This window comes from Nostoc sp. C052, from assembly GCF_013393905.1.
Lineage (GTDB): Bacteria > Cyanobacteriota > Cyanobacteriia > Cyanobacteriales > Nostocaceae > Nostoc.
Map to the genome: position 1 here is coordinate 2,031,239 of NZ_CP040272.1, position 18,610 is coordinate 2,049,848.

Consider the following 18,610-nt stretch of genomic DNA (forward strand, 5'->3'; position numbering starts at 1 on the left):
CCCAGTCTCCGACTGGGAATGCCATCCTAAAGGCTCCGCCTCCCTTGCTGATGACAGAGCCGCTTTTGAGTTGCATTTCCAGCCTCCGGCTGAAAACGAGGTTTGCCGTACCCCTATGGGTGTACTTATGCCGACAAGGGTAGCTGAATCACAAATTCAGTTCCTTTGCCAATTTGAGAATTAACCTCGATCGCTCCGCCGTGAGTTTCTTCAACGATTTGACGGGCAATCGCTAACCCCAATCCTGTACCTTTCCCCACAGCTTTCGTAGTAAATAAATGGTCAAATATTTTTGATTTGACTTGTTCACTCATCCCTTTGCCATTATCCACAATGGCAATTTTAACTAGATTAGTTTCAACTGAGGTTGTGATGATAATGTAGTTAGGATTGGCATTAACGTCTTCAAAGCTTCGCCCATGATTAGATTCATCTAGGGCATCAATGGCATTTGCAAGAATATTCATAAATACCTGATTTAATTGACCGGGAAAGCATTCTACTTGAGGTAAATTACCGTAATTAGTGATAACTTGAATAGCAGGACGTTGCTCATTGCCCTTGAGACGATGTTTCAAAATTAAAATTGTGCTATCAATACCTTCGTGAATCTTAAATGGCACTTTGTAGTCTTGATCGGCACGAGAGAAAGTTCTTAAACTAGTGCTGATATTTTTGAGGCGATCGCACGCCATAGACATAGAATCAATCATCTTGGGCAAGTCTTCTAAGGTATAATCCAAGTCGATTTCTTCAGCATGGTCTATAATTTTATCAGCTGGATTTGGTAGATTTTCTTGATAGAGTTTCAAATGTTTAACAATATCAGCCAGGGTAGGTTTGGCTTGTTTGATACTAGCAGCAATAAAACCGAGAGGATTATTCATTTCGTGAGCTACACCAGCAACTAAGTTACCCAACGCAGACATTTTTTCACTTTGAACAATTTGTAATTGGGCGTTTTGCAAGTTGCGTAATGCCTGTTCTAATTGTTGGGAATATTGCTGCGATCGCTCATAAAGTCGGGCATTTTCCAAAGAAATCGCGGCTTGAGTGCAAAGTAAATTCAGTAGTTCGACGCGATCGCTTGTAAATGCTCCCGTTGCTAGATTATTTTCTAGATATAAAATGCCCATCAGCTTCCCTTGATGCAAAATCGGGCTACACAAGATACTTTTGGGCTGCTGACGGATGATATAGGGGTCATTGGCTAAGGTGCGATCGGTACTTGCATTCACCAGCACAGCAGTTTGCTTGTCATGCTTGACTTTGTAAATCAGTCTGTGGGGAATGTCCTGGCTATCTTCAATGGGAATACGCTGCAAGACAACTGGCTTTGAACCTGTGGTAATTGACCCTTTGATTAACAGGCGCGAGTCTCGCAAGAGCATTAACACACATTTATCAGCCCCCGCATTTTCGATGACGATTTCAAGCAACGATGAAAGTAGATTTTCCAGTTCGATTTCAGCGGAAATAGTATGAGAAGCTTTGATAATAGTAGCTAAATCTAAAGCCAGAGAAACATTACTACTGGATATGGCCGAACTGGTGGAGGTGACACTACCCAATGTGAACAGAGTTTCGTGAGTGGAGAAAGGAGAACGGGTTTGCTCTAATATAGGTCTAAGTAGTTGCGGATAGCGAGCTTCTAGGTCAGCGACTTTGGCTTTTGCACCCCAACGAGCATAGGCATAGTAAGCTTCAATCATGTAGTCCCCTGCAATGCGCTGTCTGCCCCAATCTAGGTAGAATTTTGCTGCCAGTTCGTTAGCAAGTGCTTCTTCTTGGGTATATTCGTTAGCTTTGGCTAGAGTTATCGCCTTGTCGTAAAACTCAATTGCTTCGGCTTTTTGTCCTAACACTCGACATTTTTCTGCCTCTACCAAATCAACCTTATGTTGATAATTCACGGGTGCATGATACGCCCATTGCTGTAACTTGGTTTGATTTTCTATGACACCCTGCAATGCTTCTGATGTTTCATCTAACTGTGGATTTAATTGTGCCAGAGTTAGCAGAGAATCATAAAGATAAAACACTGGTTCGGTGACTAATCCCGCACCAGCCATAAAATAGCGTCTGACTTCAATAGCGTGATTTTTCGCTGGCTCAATTTCTCCAAACAAGAAACAAAGCATCAGTTTATACAAATGGAAAATATACAATCCATATCCATCTTTGGCAGACTCTAGCTGCTGGAGAAATTCTGTTTCTTCAAGGGCTTTCCCAGACAAAAAAGTGGTATGTTCTGTAAGACCTAGCAGATTTAAAACAGGTTGCCAATAAATCCGGCTATAATTTGCGGTTGTCAATTGATTTAATTGCATCAAACTATGGCAGTAGGCGCAAATATCCTGCTCTAAGGTAGCCAGGGGTTGACTGCTCCAAAAAGAATTGAGACAAAAACTGTGACCATTGTACCCAGCAAGTACCAAGTTCCCAAATTCTATGGCAGTGGTGTAACCTTCTTGCAAGAGGGGTAGTGTTTCTTTAATGTGAGATTTGCGGTGTACAACAAATAACCCCAAGATCATCAAAATATCTGTTTTACTTGCTTTGGCATCGAGTTTTGAAATAATCTGGAGTGCCAGGGAAGCAAACTGCGATCCTGTATCCACGACTTGGAAGAAATTGCAGAGAATATTGGCATAGTTCGCATAGCCGAAAGCAGAAGTCGATGTATTACCGTACTGAATTGATAGTTTAACGGACAAACTATTCAGCAATGGGTAAAGTGCAGAGCCAGTGAGGTAAGCTGCTGGACTGATGATATTGACAATTTTAAGAGTACCGAGTTTTTCTGCATGTGTCATTTCAGGCAAGTGAACCAAATCAGCGATTTCCCTATCTCCAATGAGTTCCTCAATCTCTTGGATTTCCTGTTGAATATCTGATGGTGTCGGTGTTTCAGGAAAGGTGACACCAAGCTGTTGTAAGATTGGTTGGGCGATCGCGATCGCTGAGGTCAATTTACTTTGGGAAATATGAGATTGAATTCTAATACAGTAAACGTTGACTTTTTCAGGTAAGGAGCGTGCCTGTTGAATGACAATATCAATAAACTGTTCCATCGCCTCAAAGTTACCGTTTAGCATTGCTACTTCCGCAGCTAATTCATATAAGGCGAGGGTCATTTCATACTGCTGCTGCCAAGTATTTTCTGCCAACAAAGACAATCCCACTGTCGCATATTCACGCGCTGCTTGATAGGCGGTTGAAGTTTTAGCTTTGCGACAGGCAATTAAATTCAGTTGGGCTAATTCTTCTCGTTGAGTTGGTTGGGTAATTAAAGCAGTTCCATGATTTAATTGATTGACGATTTCAAAAATCCGGTCAACTCTAGCTTGTGCGGAAATCTGTTGTAGAAGCAGTTGTCCGATTTGGTAATGAGTTGTTTGTTTTTGGTCATCGGGAATTAGGGAATAAGCTGCTTGTTGAACGCGATCGTGTAAAAATTTGTAGGTAACATTTTGAGACTTTTCTGGCTTAACGGCTTGACTTTCTGCCCCTAGATAAAACTTATAAATATCACCAATCGGTAAAATCAAACCTTCTTGCAATGCTTTCCATAAATTGGCTGCCGTTTCTACTTCTGAGTGTTCTGAAACAATTGCTAATGTTGTTAGATCGAACTGATTGCCAATGCAAGCGGCTAACTTCAGAATATTCTGGGTTGCTAAGGGTAACTTCTCTAACTGCAACGCCATAAATTCTACGACATCATCGGTCAAGGCTTGTTGATTAATTTTGGACAGATCGCATTGCCAACAGCCTAACTCCAAGTTAAATTGAATGAGATTTTCTTCGTGTAAGGCTTTGATAAATTGGGTGGCAAAAAATGGATTGCCTTTAGTTTTTTGATAGACTAATTGTGAAAGGGGTAATGCCAAATTTTCTTTAGTTTTTAGGGTATCAGCGACTAATTGATTGATTTGAGATTGACTCAGGGGTGTTAAAGTAATATTATTAATGACTGCTTGGTTTTTTTGAATTTCGTTCAAAGTCAACATTAATGGATGGGCTGGATTGACTTCGTTATTACGATAAGCACCAATGATGAAAAGATGACTGGTATCAGCCATTAATAGCTGCATCAACTTTAATGATGCTGAATCAGCCCATTGTAAATCATCTAAAAACATCACTAATGGATGTTCGGTGCTAGTAAAGACTTGGGTGAATTTTTGAAACAATAAATTAAAGCGATTTTGGGCTGCCGTTCCTGATAATTCTACTGCTGGTGGTTGTTTGCCAATGATTTTTTCTAATTCGGGAATGACTTCAATAATTACCTGACCATTCTCTCCAACAGTTTCTAATATTTGATTTTTCCATTGCTCTAGTTGGATATCACTTTCGGTTAACAATTGCCCCATTAAATCCCGAAATGCTTGTACAAAAGCAGAGAAGGGAATATTGCGTTGAAATTGGTCATATTTCCCTTTGATAAAATAACCGCGTTGCCGAACAATGGGTTTATGCACTTCGTTGATAACGGCGGTTTTCCCAATACCCGAAAAACCTGCTACCAGCATCATTTCTGTTGCACCAAGACTGACTCTTTCAAATGCTTTCAGTAGAGTTGATACTTCGGTTTCTCGTCCATAAAGTTTGTCGGGAATGATGAAGCGATCGCACACATCCCGTTGCCCAGTCTGAAAGTTTTCAATCTTACCAGAAACTTGTAGCTGACGTAAACAATTTTCTAAATCAAATTTTAGCCCCAATGCACTCTGATATCTATCTTCGGCATTCTTCGCCATCAATTTCATGACGATATCTGAAATCACCTGTGGTATCTCATCTCTAATAACTGAAGGAGGTTGTTTTGCAATATGACAATGCACCAACTCCATTGGATCTTTTGATTGAAATGGCAAAACTCCAGTTAGTAATTCGTAGAAAGTTGCACCCAAAGAATAGAAATCTGTGCGATAGTCAATTCCCCGATTCATTCTGCCTGTTTGTTCTGGAGAAATATAAGCGAGTGTACCTTCTAAGACGTTGGGATTGATTAGTATCTGGGTTTCTCGTGGTAGTAAAGATGCAATACTGAAGTCAATTAATTTAACTTGTTTGGTTTCGGGATTAATTAAAATATTCGCTGGTTTAATATCTTTATGAATAATGCGTTCCCGGTAGAGTATATCTAAGGTATTGCAGAGTGCGATCGCTATTTCTAAAAACTCCTGTAGAGATTGCCCCCTTCCCTTAACTTCCCAATCCTTGAGAGAAATCCCCCCAAAGTCTTCCATCACCAGCGCATAGCCATTTTGGTATGCTTGGAGGCTGTAGGTTTGGACAATCAGAGGAGAATTGAGATTTTTAGCAATGGTGTACTGATTCCGAAACGACAAGAGTTCGTTAAAATCTGGATATGGATTTTTCAGCAATTTAATGGCTACAGGTAATGAGTCAGCCTCCCGATACCCTCGATAAACTACGGTTCTCGAACCATTGTAGAGTTCTTCGCTGGTGCGATATCCGGGAATATTGACAAGAGTGGTAACCATACTGCTAAATCCTTAAGATTTCCAGGTTTAGTATTCCCAGATATCTGAAGCGTGTTTAACATTAAATACAAAACTTATACTGGGATTTCAATGATAAATTCTGTACTTAGACCCATAACTGAGTTAAAACTCAATTTTCCACCGTGGGTTGATTCGACAATTTGCCGAGCGATCGCTAACCCTAACTCTGTGCCTTTACCAACAGCTTTTGTAGTAAATAAATGGTCAAACATTTTTGATTTCACCTCTTCATTCATCCCCTTTCCATTATCCATAATGGCAATTCTAACTAGACTATTTTCGACTGAGGTTGTAATTGTAATGCAGTTAGGATTGAGTTGAATTTATTCAAATCTACGTTCCTGACTAGATTCATCCAAGGCATCAATAGCATTTGCTAAAACATTCATAAACACCTGATTTAATTGACCAGGGAAGCATTTAATTTGAGGTAAATTACCGTAATTGGTAACAACTTCAATGGCAGGACGTTGTTCGTTAGCTTTGAGGCGATGTTTGAGAATAAGAATAGTACTATCAATCCCTTGGTGGATGTTGAAAGGCACTTTGTAATCTTAGTCTGCACGAGAGAAAGTACGTAAGCGCATCTAAAAAACTCAAAACCGAAGAATCACTTAACAAAGCTGACTCAACCGCTGCTTTGTTTCGGCTGATTTTCTCATGATTCAACTTGACTCAGTTTCTCCAAGAAGTTGGGTAACTTTGTCTTGCTGTTCTCTTAATTGCTGGTTGAATCCAAATTAGTCTAAACTCCAGTATTTAGCCGGACATGATATTTCATTGCCATAATGTAACTCGTTCTAATTCACTCAGGACTCAGCACGATACTTATTGAATACTGCAACTGAGTCCTGGCGATCAAAAGAAAGCACAGAAAACGGATCTTTTCGATTCCCCATCTCCATCCCAGGAGTGCCTACAGGCATTTGGGGAACAGATAAACCAATAACATTTGGCTTTTCTTGAAGCAGACGTTTGATGTCATCTGCTGGGACATGTCCTTCAATGACATATCCGTTCACAATTGCTGTGTGGCAAGATGACAAATTATCCGGCACATTGTACTTTTGTTTGACTGTTTCGATGTCAGACGTAGAGAAATCTGTGATTTTAAAACCCTGTGCCTTTAAATGATCGATCCACCCACCACAACAGTTACAATCTGGACTGTGATATACAGTGGCATTTAGCGCTGTTGATTTTACTAGTGTCTGTTGATTCTGAATGCCTCTATTGGAACTTACTAGTTGAGCATGAGCATAACTCATAGAAGCAGTGCTTTCCCAGATGCCCAAAACCCCTGCTGTTAGACAAATTATTACCACTACTCGTACAGCAGTAGGTATCAAGATGGGAAGTAAGCATTTTTGCCAGTAATAAATAAATTGTTTGTGCGACATCTAAGACTTCCTAAATACAACATTGCAGAAATTTGTAACTATTTCTCTTCAAAAAGATTCTGCATACTTATTCCACTTACTTGGCGTTCCTCTATATTTAAAAGGGCTACGATATAGATAATGTATCCTTTTTTAGTAAAAACAGATGCAATAGGGTTCGGTTAAACCCAAAAAATAAAAATGTGGGCGTTGCATAATAGAGAGATGAATTGAGGTCATCTACTGTGCAATGTCCATACTGCGGCTCTACAGAAATCAGAAAGAATGGGAAACGTAAAGGTAAACAAAATCACATTTGTACTCATTGCAATCGCCAATTTATTGATGTATACGATCAGCCAAAAGGATATTCAGAAGAACTAAAACAAGAATGCTTAAAAATCTACCTTAACGGCATGGGTTTTCGTGGTATTGAACGAGTTAAAGGCGTACACCATACTACGATCATCTATTGGGTCAAACAACTAGGAGAGAAGCTGCCAGATGTACCAAAAGAAGATATGATTCCAGAAGTTGCAGAACTGGATGAATTAGAGACATTCATCGGCTCAAAAAAAACAAAATTTGGTTGTGGACAGCAGTAAATCACTTTACTCAAGGTATTTTAGCTTGGGTTTTAGGAGACCATAGTTCTGAAACTTTTAAGCCACTTTGGGAAATTGTTGAACAGTGGAAAAGCTATTTTTATGTGACCGATGGCTGGAAGGTTTACCCAAGTTTTATCCCCGATGGAGACCAAATTGTGAGTAAAACATATATGACACGGGTGGAAAATGAAAATACTCGGTTACGTCATTATCTTGCACGCCTTCACCGCAAAACTTTATGCTATTCCAAATCAGAACAAATGCTGAGATACTCGATTAAATTATTACTTCATTATTTGAAGTATAAAATTGTACCAACATAAATTAATTCATCCCTTCATTCAGCAATGCCCCTAAAAATAATCTCGAAGCAATTCATGAGAGTTGCCACGATTACAAACACATGAGCAAAAGCGCAAGCTGAGAACATCGGGAGCCGTGTACACGGAAACGGGTACGCACGGATCTAACTGAGAGGTGCGGGGAATAATATCCCCCATCGACTCAACCAGAAGGGAAGAGGATTTGACTTGTTTGTTTCATTCTATGAAAAGTTACTGTTGATTAAGCTTATAGAGTTAGTCTGATTTGAACATTTATCTTGCATTATTCAGAGAAGTATATGCTAATATTGGTAACTGTGTGGTTAAGGACGTATAGCTCAGTTGGTTAGAGCGCTACGTTGACATCGTAGAGGTCACTGGTTCGAATCCAGTTACGTCCATTTAGAATCCTGTACAGTGACTAATTATTTGTGTGACTTAAAGTTTGAATTTGCCGCAACGGCAAAGCTATGCTTGAAAACTGTAACGGCAAAATCATGCCTGAAAATTTTTGAAAAAAAATCAATGTGAATTATCAACTATCTCCATTGGTACTGAAAGTTCACAAGCTACTTAAAATAGATTGAACTGTTTTCTTATAGAATAGTCGAACCTTCTTATAACGCAAATAGCCGGGGTTACTAATCAGTTCACACACACGGGACTCGGTTGGGTGTTCTCCCGATTGATGGAGTGAGACAATTGCTTCTCTAATTTCTTGACAACACTGCTCAATAGCAGCTAAATGACACATACCCATATAATTGCGACGTTTAGCGACAATTTGATAGGATAATAAAGGAAAATGTCTTGAAATAACTCGTCTATTAATTTTTAATTGTTTGGCTATCTCTGCAATTGTTGGTAATGGATCTCTTGCTTGAAATAAAATGTTGGTCAGGGTATTTTCAATATGATCCAAGTCCAGTGTTTTGGGAGATAAACGTATGTTCTTAGAATATTTCGTGTCAAGCTTGAGATTTTGACAATGGGTAGTTGATAGATTGAAATCTTGTGTCAAGAACTGAGATAAAGAAACTTGAAGATTATAACAAATTTGCAGTAAAGCAGATAAAGAGGGACAAGTTTTACCTGAATACCAACCCCAGAAAGTATTTTTAGGGATTTTGTGCATTGCAGCAAAAGCAGCTATATTATCTTCACTAACTTTATGCACTACATGGGTGAAAGATTTTGGTATAAGCTCTTGAGTAAGTACAGAAGATAACTGATTTGCATTGGTAAGAAATTCTCCCAGATTTTCTACTATCCATCTCTCCTTAGTAACTACTGAAGTTTTAGAATATCCTCCTAACCACTGAAAACATTGTGAACAATAGCCTAACGTGGATTTCCAGTTTAACCAAAGTAATTGACTATGACAATGAGGACAATTTTGCACAAGAGTATGTTGATGTATTAAACAAACCCTGACATCATTGAGTGACCATAGTAAGGGATCATAAATAATTTGTTTATTTTGTTTCCAGTGTTGGTAACATATTGGACACCAAGCTTTATGAGGACGTAATAAGCCTTTTGTAACTAAAATGTTTGAAAAGGGTATCAATGTTAAAAGCTCTAGCTGATTATGCAAAGTTAAGTGATTAAGAACCTCAACAAAATCAGTAGCCATTATTCCATATCCATTTAAGGCATGAGAACGGTTAAAAAACGGTTTTAATCCTCTACCAGTAGAATTTTTGATAAAGGTTTGCTGTAAGAGGGGATTAACTATTCTTGATAGTAATGTATTGACAAAAACTCCATGAGAATGAGCTAACCGTGTCACATAACTGGTTAAACTCTCAACCATAGGAGTCCCTATACCAATCGGTTCCAAATGATGTAAACGACTTCGTTCAAGCATTGGAAATTTCTCTGGACTCCATAGCTCATCCTCAAAATAGGGTTGAATTTGGATTATGTCAATGTTCATGACGATGATTTTTTTGTTAAATAACCTAAAGTTTTTAATAAAAATTATACTTTGATGACCTGAGCTTTCGGCTTAATTTACAATGTACTATTGTAGTTAAAATATTGGTAATTCTTTTAAACTTCAGTATCAAATTTTCTAAAAATCTTTATACATGATAGCCATAGGTATAAACAGCAAAGATTACCTAGACCTAACCTTTAAACTTAAAGGCGCACCGATTCCTCTTGACAACGGTTATCTTACCTACGCTGCCTTATCCCGTATTTGTCCCCCACTACATGAACTAAAGTCTATTGGGATTCATCCGATTGCTGGAATACCGACCAGGAACAATTTGCTTGAACTCACTGCTCAATCTCGTCTAAAAGTTCGGATTTATCATCAACAAATTCCTTTAATTTATCCTTATTTAGCGGGTCAAGCCTTTCATATAGGTCAAAATTTTTATCAATTAGATATTCCTGACTACAAACCGTTAATTTCTTCAGAAAGTGTCTATTCGAGATTAGTGATAATTAAAGGATTCCAAGACTCGACTAACTTTATTGAAGCTGTTCAACGGCAACTGGATAATTTAGGAATACAAGGAAAAGTTGAACTTCTTACCCGACAAGATGGAACACCTCAACGAAGACAATTAACCATTAATAAAGAAGGGAAACAGTTTAAAATTAGAGGATTTGGCGTAAAAATCAGCGAACTCAATCCTGAAGATTCCCTAACCTTGCAAGAACAGGGCATTGGCGGGAAACGAAAGATGATGTGTGGAATATTTGTCCCAGCGACTCGCAGCAAGTCAGAAGAGGAAACCTGATGATAGTCTCTACCCAACCCAAAATTTCCCTATCTCTCGATGCTGCGGATACGACAATAATGCACCGCGTCGGAATGACGGGACTCTACATGACTTTAAAGCGATTAGAAAAGCAATATCCCTCATCTCATCAACGGGGAGCATATATATCATGGTTTTTGACTGCTGATACTATTGAATTATTCTGGGAAGGAAGTGATTTTATCGCCCTATATTGGTTAATTAATGAGTCTTTTAAATTAGATGATACAGGTTTAATTCATTTAGCAGGATTAGACAATGATGCAATAGATTTAAGCCAGAAAATTTATATTCATGAGGGGATGTGTGCTGTTTTTCTGCGGCTTAATAAGTTTTATAAAGCGGGAGAGATAATTAACACTGAACTAACGTTTGAAGAAAAACAAATCGAGTATCAATATAAATCCCTAACTTGGTACGCACATCAAACCTTTGCAGAGAAGTTATGCGAGGCAGATACCCAACAACTCAGACATGATTACATTCAAATAACCAGTTGGCTGTATTTAGGGGGAATTGTTCGCCATGCTCGGACGCAGAATACTACAAAACTAGAAGAGAAACCTGAATACGCTTTAGCATTATTATTTGTACCAGTAGTTTGTCATTATTGCTTACTTCATATACCATCAGAAGACTTAAAAGAAAGGAAACCCCATCGCTACTTGGTGGTGATTCCAGAAATAAAGGATTTTGAAGACGCTTCTCAAAGGAGATGGGGATTACAGCAATTAGAAACTAAACAGTTTCATGTTAGTAGCCTTGGGGAAGCAGGATTACTTTATTACAGCTTAGACGATATTCAGCCGGAAGTGGGCTACTATCAAGCTTGTCAAGTTTGGTTATATGAAAAAACAAATAAAGCTTCTCGTCAACCGACATTGATGAGTATAGAAGAAATTAAAATTGATAAGAATATTTTAATCACTTATCAACAGGTGCAAAAATACTTTAAAACTAATTATCAGATAATTAAATATAAGCAAATTTTTATTAAGGTCAATCCGATTCGCTCCCTGATTGCTGATAATTTAGTGAAAGGAATCCATTGGTGGTCTAATTTATGGGAAAAATTGGTGATAGAGGATTCAAAAGAATATTTATTTAACCAGTTATTTTCTAATCGAGAAGGACTCATCATCATGGCAGAGAATAGTGAAGAAGACAAGCAGTATCTTATTTTTATTAAGGTATTTCAGCAAGCTATGAAGGGCAACTTTGCTAAAATTTATGCCAAAACAGAGGAAGGGAAAGATCCTCCAATTAAGAAGAAAGTTGAACGATTAAGGGCAGAGCTAAACTATTGTTATGATGAATTGTCGTTCAAGGAATATTTGTCTGACTTTTTAGTAAGAGGGGGATTAAATAAGTATTTTAATGAGCATCAGGAAGAGATTGCACTACTAATTAAAAAATCACCTTGGCAAGAAATAAGAATTTGGTCATTGTTAGCGATCGCTAGTTATAAGCCCAAAGATAAGCCCACCAATAGAGATGATAATTCATTGTCAAATAATCAAAAACTAGAAGAAGTGAATTATGAGTCAGAAGAAGGATGAGAATAATATCCCCAATTATTATCTTTACGGAACAGTCCTCACTCGTTATGGTTTAGCGTCCTTAAATCATGACATTAGACGAGGAAATAAGACTATTCTGCAAAAAGGCTATTGGAATAATGGTAAAATTCATTCTTTTGTAGGTTCAAGTGCAATTCGTTGGGCATTACGTTTTTATCTTCAAAAGCAAGGTTATTTAGTTAATCGAGTCTGGGATGAGGACGAACATATTAATCGCTTAACAAGTGAAGATTTCGATCCAGAACAATTTTATGATGATGATATTTTTGGGTTTGCTTTATTAGAGTCTGCTGAAACAGAGGAGGAGATTTCAACAACAAAGAGAAAAAAGAAACAAACAAAAACCAGCACTCCTAATCAGCGAATGGGTGCTTTAGGGATGAACATGGCTGTTTCGCTAACGCCTTATGATGGTGCAGTTAAGTTAGGGGCAAAAAGTGGCAGAGAAAAGGATAGTACATCTCTCCATTTTACAGAATATCATGCAACTCGATATCAATATTATTTTGGAATTGATGCCACTCATCTTAAAGATTGTTCCCGGATTTTACCTTTGATAGATGGGATTATGAATCTGCCCAAGGTAGGAGGGAGTAGTAATATTTTTAATTATCCTTTCTGTCCCGATAGTTTGGTATTTCAATGGACAAATCATTTTGCTTCATATATTTCCTATTGCTTTGAATATTGCGATCCTAAGAGTAAAGAAGCAAAACTTTCACAAGAGTTTATAGATGAAGTGGAATGCGGACAGATTGACCCTAGTAAGTTGTGGATTGGGGGAACAATTGTTAAGGAGTTACAGCAATTAGATAATTTTGATAATTCCCCTTTTAACAGGGCGCATATTTATCGTAATCGAAATGAACTGATTGCAGCTTTGAAAACAGTCATTAAAAGAGATTTGGGCTTAGAAGAATCAAAATGATTGCACCATTAATTCTCTATTTGGATGTTCCATTTGCGACTTTTCGGGAGTCCCATGCAAGGGAAATGGGAAAAACCTATCCTGTCCCTCCTCCAGCGACAGTGTATGGGATGTTGTTGTCTTTGGTAGGGGAAACGAATGTCTATCGCCACTGTGGGGTAGAATTGGCGATCGCGATGTTATCTAGCCCCAAAAAGTCACGAATTTTACGTCAAATGAGACGGTTTAAGAATGCTGATTTTAGCCATCCAGAGAATGTTATTCCCTGTTATCAAGAAATTTTGTCTAATTTGAAGTGTTTGATTTGGGTTCGTTCTGATAGTGAGAAGATACAACCAAGTTTAAGGGAGCGGATACAGTTAGCGTTTGACCATCCTGAGCTAGTAAGACGGTTTGGTTGTTTATTTTTGGCAGAAAGCGACCAGTTGATTAAAACGATCAAACTTGTCTCGGAAGATTATCCAGAGGGAGTGAGACAGTGGGCGATTAGGGATAATCGAGGCAGGTTAACCTTACCCTATTGGGTTGACCATGTGGGGTCAAGAAATACCCGATTTTTGAGGTATCGGATTGAGGAAATGAATAGATTATCACCTCCTGATTTGGCGTGGACGATGATTCAATCTCCATTTTGACAAGTATCTCTTATGGGAAAGGGAATTTAGGATCAAAGAATGGCGGGAAGGTTTACACGGTAAGGGATATGGTAATTGAGAGAAGAAAAAAGGTGCTTGCTATTTTTGGGAAAGTTTATCGGTACTGGGTTTGAGGGGCTGAAAGTAAGGGGAACTTTGGTAAGTTGTATGTTTTTGGTTTCTCAATCTGGAAAGTACTTGTAAGATCGTAAATGAACCTTCCTCAGTAAAGGGTTTTCAATTTTGCTGTGATTCGTGGCTTTATGCCGTTAGGCGTTGCTCAAATTGGATGGTTTGCTAATGCAATTATGACTGGATAGTGATTCGTGGCTTTATGCCGTTAGGCGTTGCCCAAATATCGAGGTCAAATTACTGACTACGATCGCAGAAGCGATTCGTAGCTTGATAAGGTTGGGTTATTCCTTTAGCAACTTCCGCTAACCTTTGATGGTACGGTTAAAGATGCAGAACCGGGGCGTAGTGTAACTCTTACTACGAAAACGAAAATTAGCTTTGTAAAGCAGAAGGTGAAATTCGACAATGAGCATAGAAGAGTTAGAGTCAGCTTGATTACCAAATACCAAAAGTGCGATCGCATAAATTTTTGCTGTAGTAAAACTTAAATTGTTCAACCCAATTATTCCTCTACATAAGAAAGAGACGTGAACTGAATCACGTCTCCAAGTAATGGGATAAATGCTTTGTGTGTTATGCTACGTCGGCTACCAGTAAGCCATTAACAGCGATGATAATTATTTGCGCTGCTAAAGGGCTATCACAACATGGCCTATCATCCCTATTACAGGGTTGTGCTACCCATTTCCCCTCTAGATTTTGGTAGAAAGTGCCAAGTAGTTGAGAACCATTCCAGACTCGATACAGTTCACCCAAGTCATCTGCTACTGAGTCAATTTCAATTTCTGGTGCTACTGGGTCGGCAAACTGGTCAATATATTCCTCAAACTCTGATTCAGCCAAGGCTGAGTTACTAAAGTCATCTTGTACAATCATCATGAGTCACCTCATTAACGGGGTTGAACAAAAGGCGATCGCATTTCTCTTGGCGGAGGGCGATCGCCTTTTTGAGTACATCAATATATTAGTAACTTCAGTAGCTAAAATCAACAAGTATGTTTAAAACTTTAATTTGTCACTTCGACTGTGCTTAAAAAATTGCTTACTGATATTTCTAATGCTGTACAAATAGCCTCTAATACTTTTAAAGAGACGCTTTCAGACTCACCGTACTCTAGTTTTTTTAAATTTTGATGCGAACACTCACCGCCTCTGGCAGCAATTTCATCAGCCAGCTTCTGACGTGATTTTTTTCCACGTAGTCGCTTTAAAACTGTTCCTCTATCTTTATTCCAGGCTACAGATACAACGTCCTCAATGTAAATATAAATTCTGGTTTTTTTTTCACCTTTGTTGGACATATAATAGCTACAGCAGTAAACAAAACATAAATTTTTGAGCTACTACAGTTTACAAACTATAACGATTTATAGTGAAAGAGAGTCTCCTTGAGAAAAACTGACGCTCAAGTACCAAAAGTCATTTAGTTTTCATTCTTATCAACAGCAGTCCAAACTTGCGGATTTTGCGTTGCTGTGGATAAAAATGCGATCGCAAAGTTGAGATTTTGATTCCAAGCCATTAGTATCTTTAGCGGCGTTTTGCCGTGCGGGTCAATGATTATAAACTTGTCATGCTCATCTAGCAGAATATAATTGATGGCGCGATCGCTTATCAGATCGAAATAGCTATAGCCATCCTCATCTTTGCCAGCCTTGCCGCTAGTGGCATAGAAGGATTTTTCCAAAGCGTTAATAATTTGATTCTGCTTGAGGCTTTCTTTTAGCTGCTCAATTTCCTGTTGCAATGTGGTCTAGGACTTACGCACTGTACAAACGAATCATCTTGTGTGTTAATCTTACGTTGCTTAGATACCACTTCTTGGCGGTGCTAGCGATCGCCCAGTACGAGAGATAAATGACGAACGGACTGAACGGACAAAAGAAAAAATTAGAAACTCAGCTTTGGAATATTGCCGACTCGCTTCGGGGCAAGATGGATGCTGATGAGTTTCGGGATTATTGCTTAGGGTTTATTTTCTATAAGTACCTCTCTGAGCGTCAGCATCTTTATGCCAATGAAGTGTTAGCGGAGGATGGCATTGACTTTCTGAAGATTGATGAATCCTCGGAAGAGGGACAAGAATATTTAGAGGCAATTAAAGAAGAGTCGATCGCAACGCTCGGTTATTTTCTCAAGCCGTCGGAGTTGTTTAGTTCTTTGGCAGAGCGGGCATTAGGGGCAAAAAAAGCCCATGAAGAAAATCTGGGGGATGAGGATTTTGAGTCGTCAAATTTTATTTTGGATGATCTCGCCCAGGTGCTTAACAGTATTGAACGCTCCACAATGGGCAAGGAAAGTGAGGAAGATTTTGATCATTTATTTGAGGATCTGGATCTGAATTCGACGAAGTTGGGGCGGACTCCGAAGGCGAAGAATGCTTTAATTGCCAAGATTTTAGTGCATCTGGATAAGATTGATTTTCGGTTGGGAGACACCGAGAACGATGTTCTGGGGGATGCCTATGAGTATTTGATTGGGCAGTTTGCTAGTGGTGCGGGGAAAAAGGCAGGGGAGTTTTACACGCCGCAGCAGGTGTCTAAAGTATTGGCGAAGATTGTGACGACGGGAAAGGAGCGGCTGAAGTCAGTTTATGACCCGACTTGTGGTTCGGGTTCGTTGCTGCTGCGGGTGGCGCGGCAGGTGGAATCAGTCGGGGATTTTTACGGGCAAGAAATGAACCGCACGACTTACAACCTGGCGCGGATGAACATGATTTTGCATGGGGTGCATTATCGAAATTTTGATCTGCGCCAGGAGGATACGTTAGAGAACCCCCAGCATGAGGGAATGCGGTTTGAGGCGGTAGTGGCAAATCCGCCGTTTTCAGCCAAGTGGAGTGCCAATAAGATATTTGAGTCAGATGATCGCTTTAGTCAGTATGGTGCGTTGGCTCCAGCGTCTAAAGCTGATTTTGCGTTTGTACAGCACATGCTTCATCACCTGGATGAGAACGGCATTATGGCGGTGGTGTTGCCTCACGGGGTTTTGTTTCGAGGGGGGACAGAGGGGCGTATTCGTAAGTATCTAATCAAGGAAAGGAATTGGTTAGATGCAGTGATTGGGTTGCCTGCCAATATTTTTTATGGCACCATTATCCCCACTTGTATTCTAGTGTTTAAGAAGTGCCGGGAAAATCCTGGAGATATTTTGTTCATTGACGCTAGTGCCTATTTCGAGAAGGCAACGAATCAAAATCTTTTACGGGATCAGGATGTTGACAAAATTATTTCCACCTATCGCCAAAGGTTAAAGGAGGAAAAATATAGTTATCGCGCACCTTTAGCGGAGATTAAGGAGAATAATTTTAATCTCAATATTCCGCGCTATGTGGATACGTTTGAGGAGGAAGAAGCGATTGATTTAGATGCAGTAGTGCGTGAGCTAAGGAAAGTTGATCAGGATATGCAAGAAACCGATCACCTCATTCGTAGTTTCTGTAATGAGTTGGGGATTGAGGCACCACTATGACTAAGAAGACAAAAAATAAAGTTCCTGAACTTCGGTTTCCTGAGTTTCATGGGGATTGGGAAACAGACAGAGTTGACCATTTCTTAGTTCGCTACGTTAATCCTGTTAAAGTTGAACCTGAAATAATATATAAAGAAATTGGAATCAGGTCACATGGCAAAGGTATCTTTCATAAAGATCCTGTAACAAGTGAGGCGTTAGGAAATAAGAGAGTTTTTTGGGTTCATCCAGAAGCTTTCACTGTTAATATTGTTTTTGCATGGGAGCAAGCTGTTGCTCTAACCAGTAGCCATGAACAGGGTTATATTGCTTCTCATCGTTTTTTGATGTTCCGACCAAGAGACAATAGAGCCGATCTAAAATTTGTACTGCTTTTTTTCTTGAGAAAACGCGGCAAGCACTTGCTTGAGTTAGCATCACCAGGAGGAGCAGGTAGAAACAAAACTCTTGGACAAGAGAGCTTTGCTGAATTAGAGATAACTCTCCCCAAAAAAGAAGAACAAGAAAAGATTGCTAGTTTTTTGGGGGCAGTGGATACGCGCCTAAACCAACTCCGCCGCAAACGGGAACTCCTGCAAACCTATAAACGCGGCGTAATACAAAAACTATTCACTCACAAAATTGGCTTGAGGAAAAAGAAGAAAACGCCAGAAGTTAGATTTCCAGAGTTTTCTGGTAATTGGGAACCAAGAAAATTTAGTGAATTTATCCTCAAAAAAGATGTTACTGCTTCTGATGATATCCCCTTGTTTAGTTTGACCATTGAAAATGGCATTACAGAAAAAACAGAAAGATATGAAAGAAGTTTTCTCGTAAAAGATGTAGAAGAAGCATATAAATTAGTAGAGTCCAATGATTTTGTTTATAATCCAATGAATCTTAGATTTGGAGCTTTAGCAAGACATGGAAGGAACTATTCTGTTAAAGTTTCAAAATATTATGATATATTTTCATTAGATAAGACTATCAACTTACTTTTTATTGAGTTTTTCCTGAAAAGTCACAACTCAATTAAATACTATAATCAGATGGCAGAAGGTTCGCTTCTTGAAAAAAAACGCCTTCATTTTTCAAAGTTTTTGGAATTTATTTTTTTACTTCCTTCATTAAAAGAACAAGAAAAAATAGCCAATTTCCTAACCGCAATCGATCACAAAATTGAAACTCTCACCCGTCAAATCGAGCAAACCGAAAAATTCAAAAAAGGCTTACTCCAAAAAATGTTTGTTTAATTGGA

Annotated in this window: 15 protein-coding genes, 1 tRNA gene and 1 pseudogene; 9 read left to right on the forward strand and 8 right to left on the reverse strand. The window is 38.9% G+C overall.

Features of this window, described 5'->3' with window-relative positions:
* Positions 1–125: 125 nt before the first annotated feature.
* From FD723_RS08130 to FD723_RS08140, 3 genes and pseudogenes are all read right to left on the reverse strand, one after another.
* A complete protein-coding gene (locus tag FD723_RS08130) occupies positions 126–5,516 on the reverse strand; it encodes an ATP-binding sensor histidine kinase (protein ID WP_179064870.1) in 5,391 nt (1,796 codons plus the stop codon).
* A 74-nt stretch (positions 5,517–5,590) separates the two neighbouring features.
* Positions 5,591–6,118 (reverse strand): annotated as a pseudogene (locus FD723_RS44105) (sensor histidine kinase); the annotation flags it as partial.
* A 228-nt stretch (positions 6,119–6,346) separates the two neighbouring features.
* A complete protein-coding gene (locus FD723_RS08140) occupies positions 6,347–6,937 on the reverse strand; it encodes a DUF411 domain-containing protein (RefSeq protein WP_179064871.1) in 591 nt (196 codons plus the stop codon).
* A 224-nt stretch (positions 6,938–7,161) separates the two neighbouring features.
* On the opposite strand from FD723_RS08140, the gene FD723_RS08145 reads away from it, so the two are divergent.
* Together FD723_RS08145 and FD723_RS08150 are read left to right on the forward strand one after the other, a co-directional pair.
* Positions 7,162–7,847 (forward strand): IS1 family transposase gene (locus tag FD723_RS08145; RefSeq protein ID WP_179064872.1). Its coding sequence is split into 2 segments (ribosomal slippage): positions 7,162–7,501 and positions 7,501–7,847, totalling 687 coding nucleotides; the frame shifts between segments, so codons are not numbered across the junction.
* 327 nt (positions 7,848–8,174) lie between these two features.
* Positions 8,175–8,248, forward strand: a tRNA-Val gene (locus tag FD723_RS08150).
* A gap of 161 nt (positions 8,249–8,409) precedes the next feature.
* Here the strand turns inward: FD723_RS08150 and FD723_RS08155 are convergent.
* Entirely contained in the window at positions 8,410–9,786 is a 1,377-nt protein-coding gene (locus tag FD723_RS08155) for a TniQ family protein (RefSeq protein WP_179064873.1), read from the reverse strand.
* Positions 9,787–9,940: 154 nt separating this feature from the next.
* Between FD723_RS08155 and cas6 the strand changes: the two genes are divergently transcribed.
* Genes cas6 through cas5 form a run of 4 tightly spaced genes read left to right on the forward strand, consistent with a single transcriptional unit; the run spans position 9,941 to position 13,767 of the window.
* The gene (gene cas6 / locus FD723_RS08160) at positions 9,941–10,603 is read left to right on the forward strand and encodes a type I-MYXAN CRISPR-associated protein Cas6/Cmx6 (protein WP_179064874.1); all 663 of its coding nucleotides are present in this window, start codon (positions 9,941–9,943) and stop codon (positions 10,601–10,603) included.
* A complete protein-coding gene (cas8a1, locus tag FD723_RS08165; RefSeq protein WP_256875116.1) occupies positions 10,603–12,183 on the forward strand; it encodes a type I-MYXAN CRISPR-associated Cas8a1/Cmx1 in 1,581 nt (526 codons plus the stop codon). Before cas6 ends, cas8a1 begins: the two co-directional genes overlap by 1 nt.
* Positions 12,164–13,132 carry a CRISPR-associated protein gene (locus FD723_RS08170; protein ID WP_179064875.1) on the forward strand — a complete coding sequence of 323 codons (969 nt, stop codon included), beginning with the start codon at positions 12,164–12,166 and terminating at the stop codon, positions 13,130–13,132. Before cas8a1 ends, FD723_RS08170 begins: the two co-directional genes overlap by 20 nt.
* Entirely contained in the window at positions 13,129–13,767 is a 639-nt protein-coding gene (gene cas5 / locus FD723_RS08175) for a type I-MYXAN CRISPR-associated protein Cas5/Cmx5/DevS (protein WP_179064876.1), read from the forward strand. Before FD723_RS08170 ends, cas5 begins: the two co-directional genes overlap by 4 nt.
* Positions 13,768–14,204: 437 nt before the next feature.
* Here the strand turns inward: cas5 and FD723_RS08180 are convergent, their stop codons facing one another.
* Both FD723_RS08180 and FD723_RS08185 read right to left on the reverse strand, forming a co-directional pair.
* Positions 14,205–14,399 carry a hypothetical protein gene (locus FD723_RS08180; RefSeq protein ID WP_179064877.1) on the reverse strand — a complete coding sequence of 65 codons (195 nt, stop codon included), beginning with the start codon at positions 14,397–14,399 and terminating at the stop codon, positions 14,205–14,207.
* Positions 14,400–14,475: 76 nt separating this feature from the next.
* On the reverse strand, positions 14,476–14,781 hold the full coding sequence (locus FD723_RS08185) for a hypothetical protein (protein WP_372743795.1): 306 nt from the start codon (positions 14,779–14,781) through the stop codon (positions 14,476–14,478).
* Here FD723_RS08185 and FD723_RS42590 point away from each other — a divergent pair.
* On the forward strand, positions 14,780–14,905 hold the full coding sequence (locus FD723_RS42590; protein WP_256875117.1) for a hypothetical protein: 126 nt from the start codon (positions 14,780–14,782) through the stop codon (positions 14,903–14,905). The two genes, FD723_RS08185 and FD723_RS42590, sit on opposite strands and share 2 nt — an antisense overlap.
* 4 nt (positions 14,906–14,909) lie before the next feature.
* Here FD723_RS42590 and FD723_RS08190 read toward each other — a convergent pair whose 3' ends face one another.
* Positions 14,910–15,203, reverse strand: coding sequence for a helix-turn-helix transcriptional regulator (locus FD723_RS08190; RefSeq protein ID WP_179064878.1), 294 nt, complete (start codon positions 15,201–15,203; stop codon positions 14,910–14,912).
* A gap of 122 nt (positions 15,204–15,325) precedes the next feature.
* Positions 15,326–15,649: a hypothetical protein gene (locus FD723_RS08195; RefSeq protein ID WP_179064879.1), complete on the reverse strand. Its 324-nt coding sequence runs from the start codon at positions 15,647–15,649 to the stop codon at positions 15,326–15,328.
* A 110-nt stretch (positions 15,650–15,759) separates the two neighbouring features.
* Here FD723_RS08195 and FD723_RS08200 point away from each other — a divergent pair, with 110 nt between their 5' ends.
* Both FD723_RS08200 and FD723_RS08205 read left to right on the forward strand, forming a co-directional pair.
* On the forward strand, positions 15,760–17,373 hold the full coding sequence (locus FD723_RS08200) for a type I restriction-modification system subunit M (protein ID WP_179064880.1): 1,614 nt from the start codon (positions 15,760–15,762) through the stop codon (positions 17,371–17,373).
* Positions 17,370–18,605: a restriction endonuclease subunit S gene (locus FD723_RS08205; protein WP_179064881.1), complete on the forward strand. Its 1,236-nt coding sequence runs from the start codon at positions 17,370–17,372 to the stop codon at positions 18,603–18,605. Before FD723_RS08200 ends, FD723_RS08205 begins: the two co-directional genes overlap by 4 nt.
* Positions 18,606–18,610: the final 5 nt, after the last annotated feature.

What these genes read in the sequence shown, in the direction of transcription:
- cas8a1 (WP_256875116.1), top strand. Translation starts at nt 10,603, where the DNA reads ATGATAGTCTCTACCCAACCCAAAATTTCCCTATCTCTCGATGCTGCG.
- FD723_RS08170 (WP_179064875.1), top strand. Translation starts at nt 12,164, where the DNA reads ATGAGTCAGAAGAAGGATGAGAATAATATCCCCAATTATTATCTTTAC.
- FD723_RS08130 (WP_179064870.1), bottom strand. Translation starts at nt 5,516, where the DNA reads ATGGTTACCACTCTTGTCAATATTCCCGGATATCGCACCAGCGAAGAA.
- FD723_RS08200 (WP_179064880.1), top strand. Translation starts at nt 15,760, where the DNA reads ATGACGAACGGACTGAACGGACAAAAGAAAAAATTAGAAACTCAGCTT.
- cas5 (WP_179064876.1), top strand. Translation starts at nt 13,129, where the DNA reads ATGATTGCACCATTAATTCTCTATTTGGATGTTCCATTTGCGACTTTT.
- FD723_RS42590 (WP_256875117.1), top strand. Translation starts at nt 14,780, where the DNA reads ATGAGTCACCTCATTAACGGGGTTGAACAAAAGGCGATCGCATTTCTC.
- FD723_RS08140 (WP_179064871.1), bottom strand. Translation starts at nt 6,937, where the DNA reads ATGTCGCACAAACAATTTATTTATTACTGGCAAAAATGCTTACTTCCC.
- FD723_RS08185 (WP_372743795.1), bottom strand. Translation starts at nt 14,781, where the DNA reads ATGATGATTGTACAAGATGACTTTAGTAACTCAGCCTTGGCTGAATCA.
- FD723_RS08205 (WP_179064881.1), top strand. Translation starts at nt 17,370, where the DNA reads ATGACTAAGAAGACAAAAAATAAAGTTCCTGAACTTCGGTTTCCTGAG.
- FD723_RS08155 (WP_179064873.1), bottom strand. Translation starts at nt 9,786, where the DNA reads ATGAACATTGACATAATCCAAATTCAACCCTATTTTGAGGATGAGCTA.
- cas6 (WP_179064874.1), top strand. Translation starts at nt 9,941, where the DNA reads ATGATAGCCATAGGTATAAACAGCAAAGATTACCTAGACCTAACCTTT.
- FD723_RS08190 (WP_179064878.1), bottom strand. Translation starts at nt 15,203, where the DNA reads ATGTCCAACAAAGGTGAAAAAAAAACCAGAATTTATATTTACATTGAG.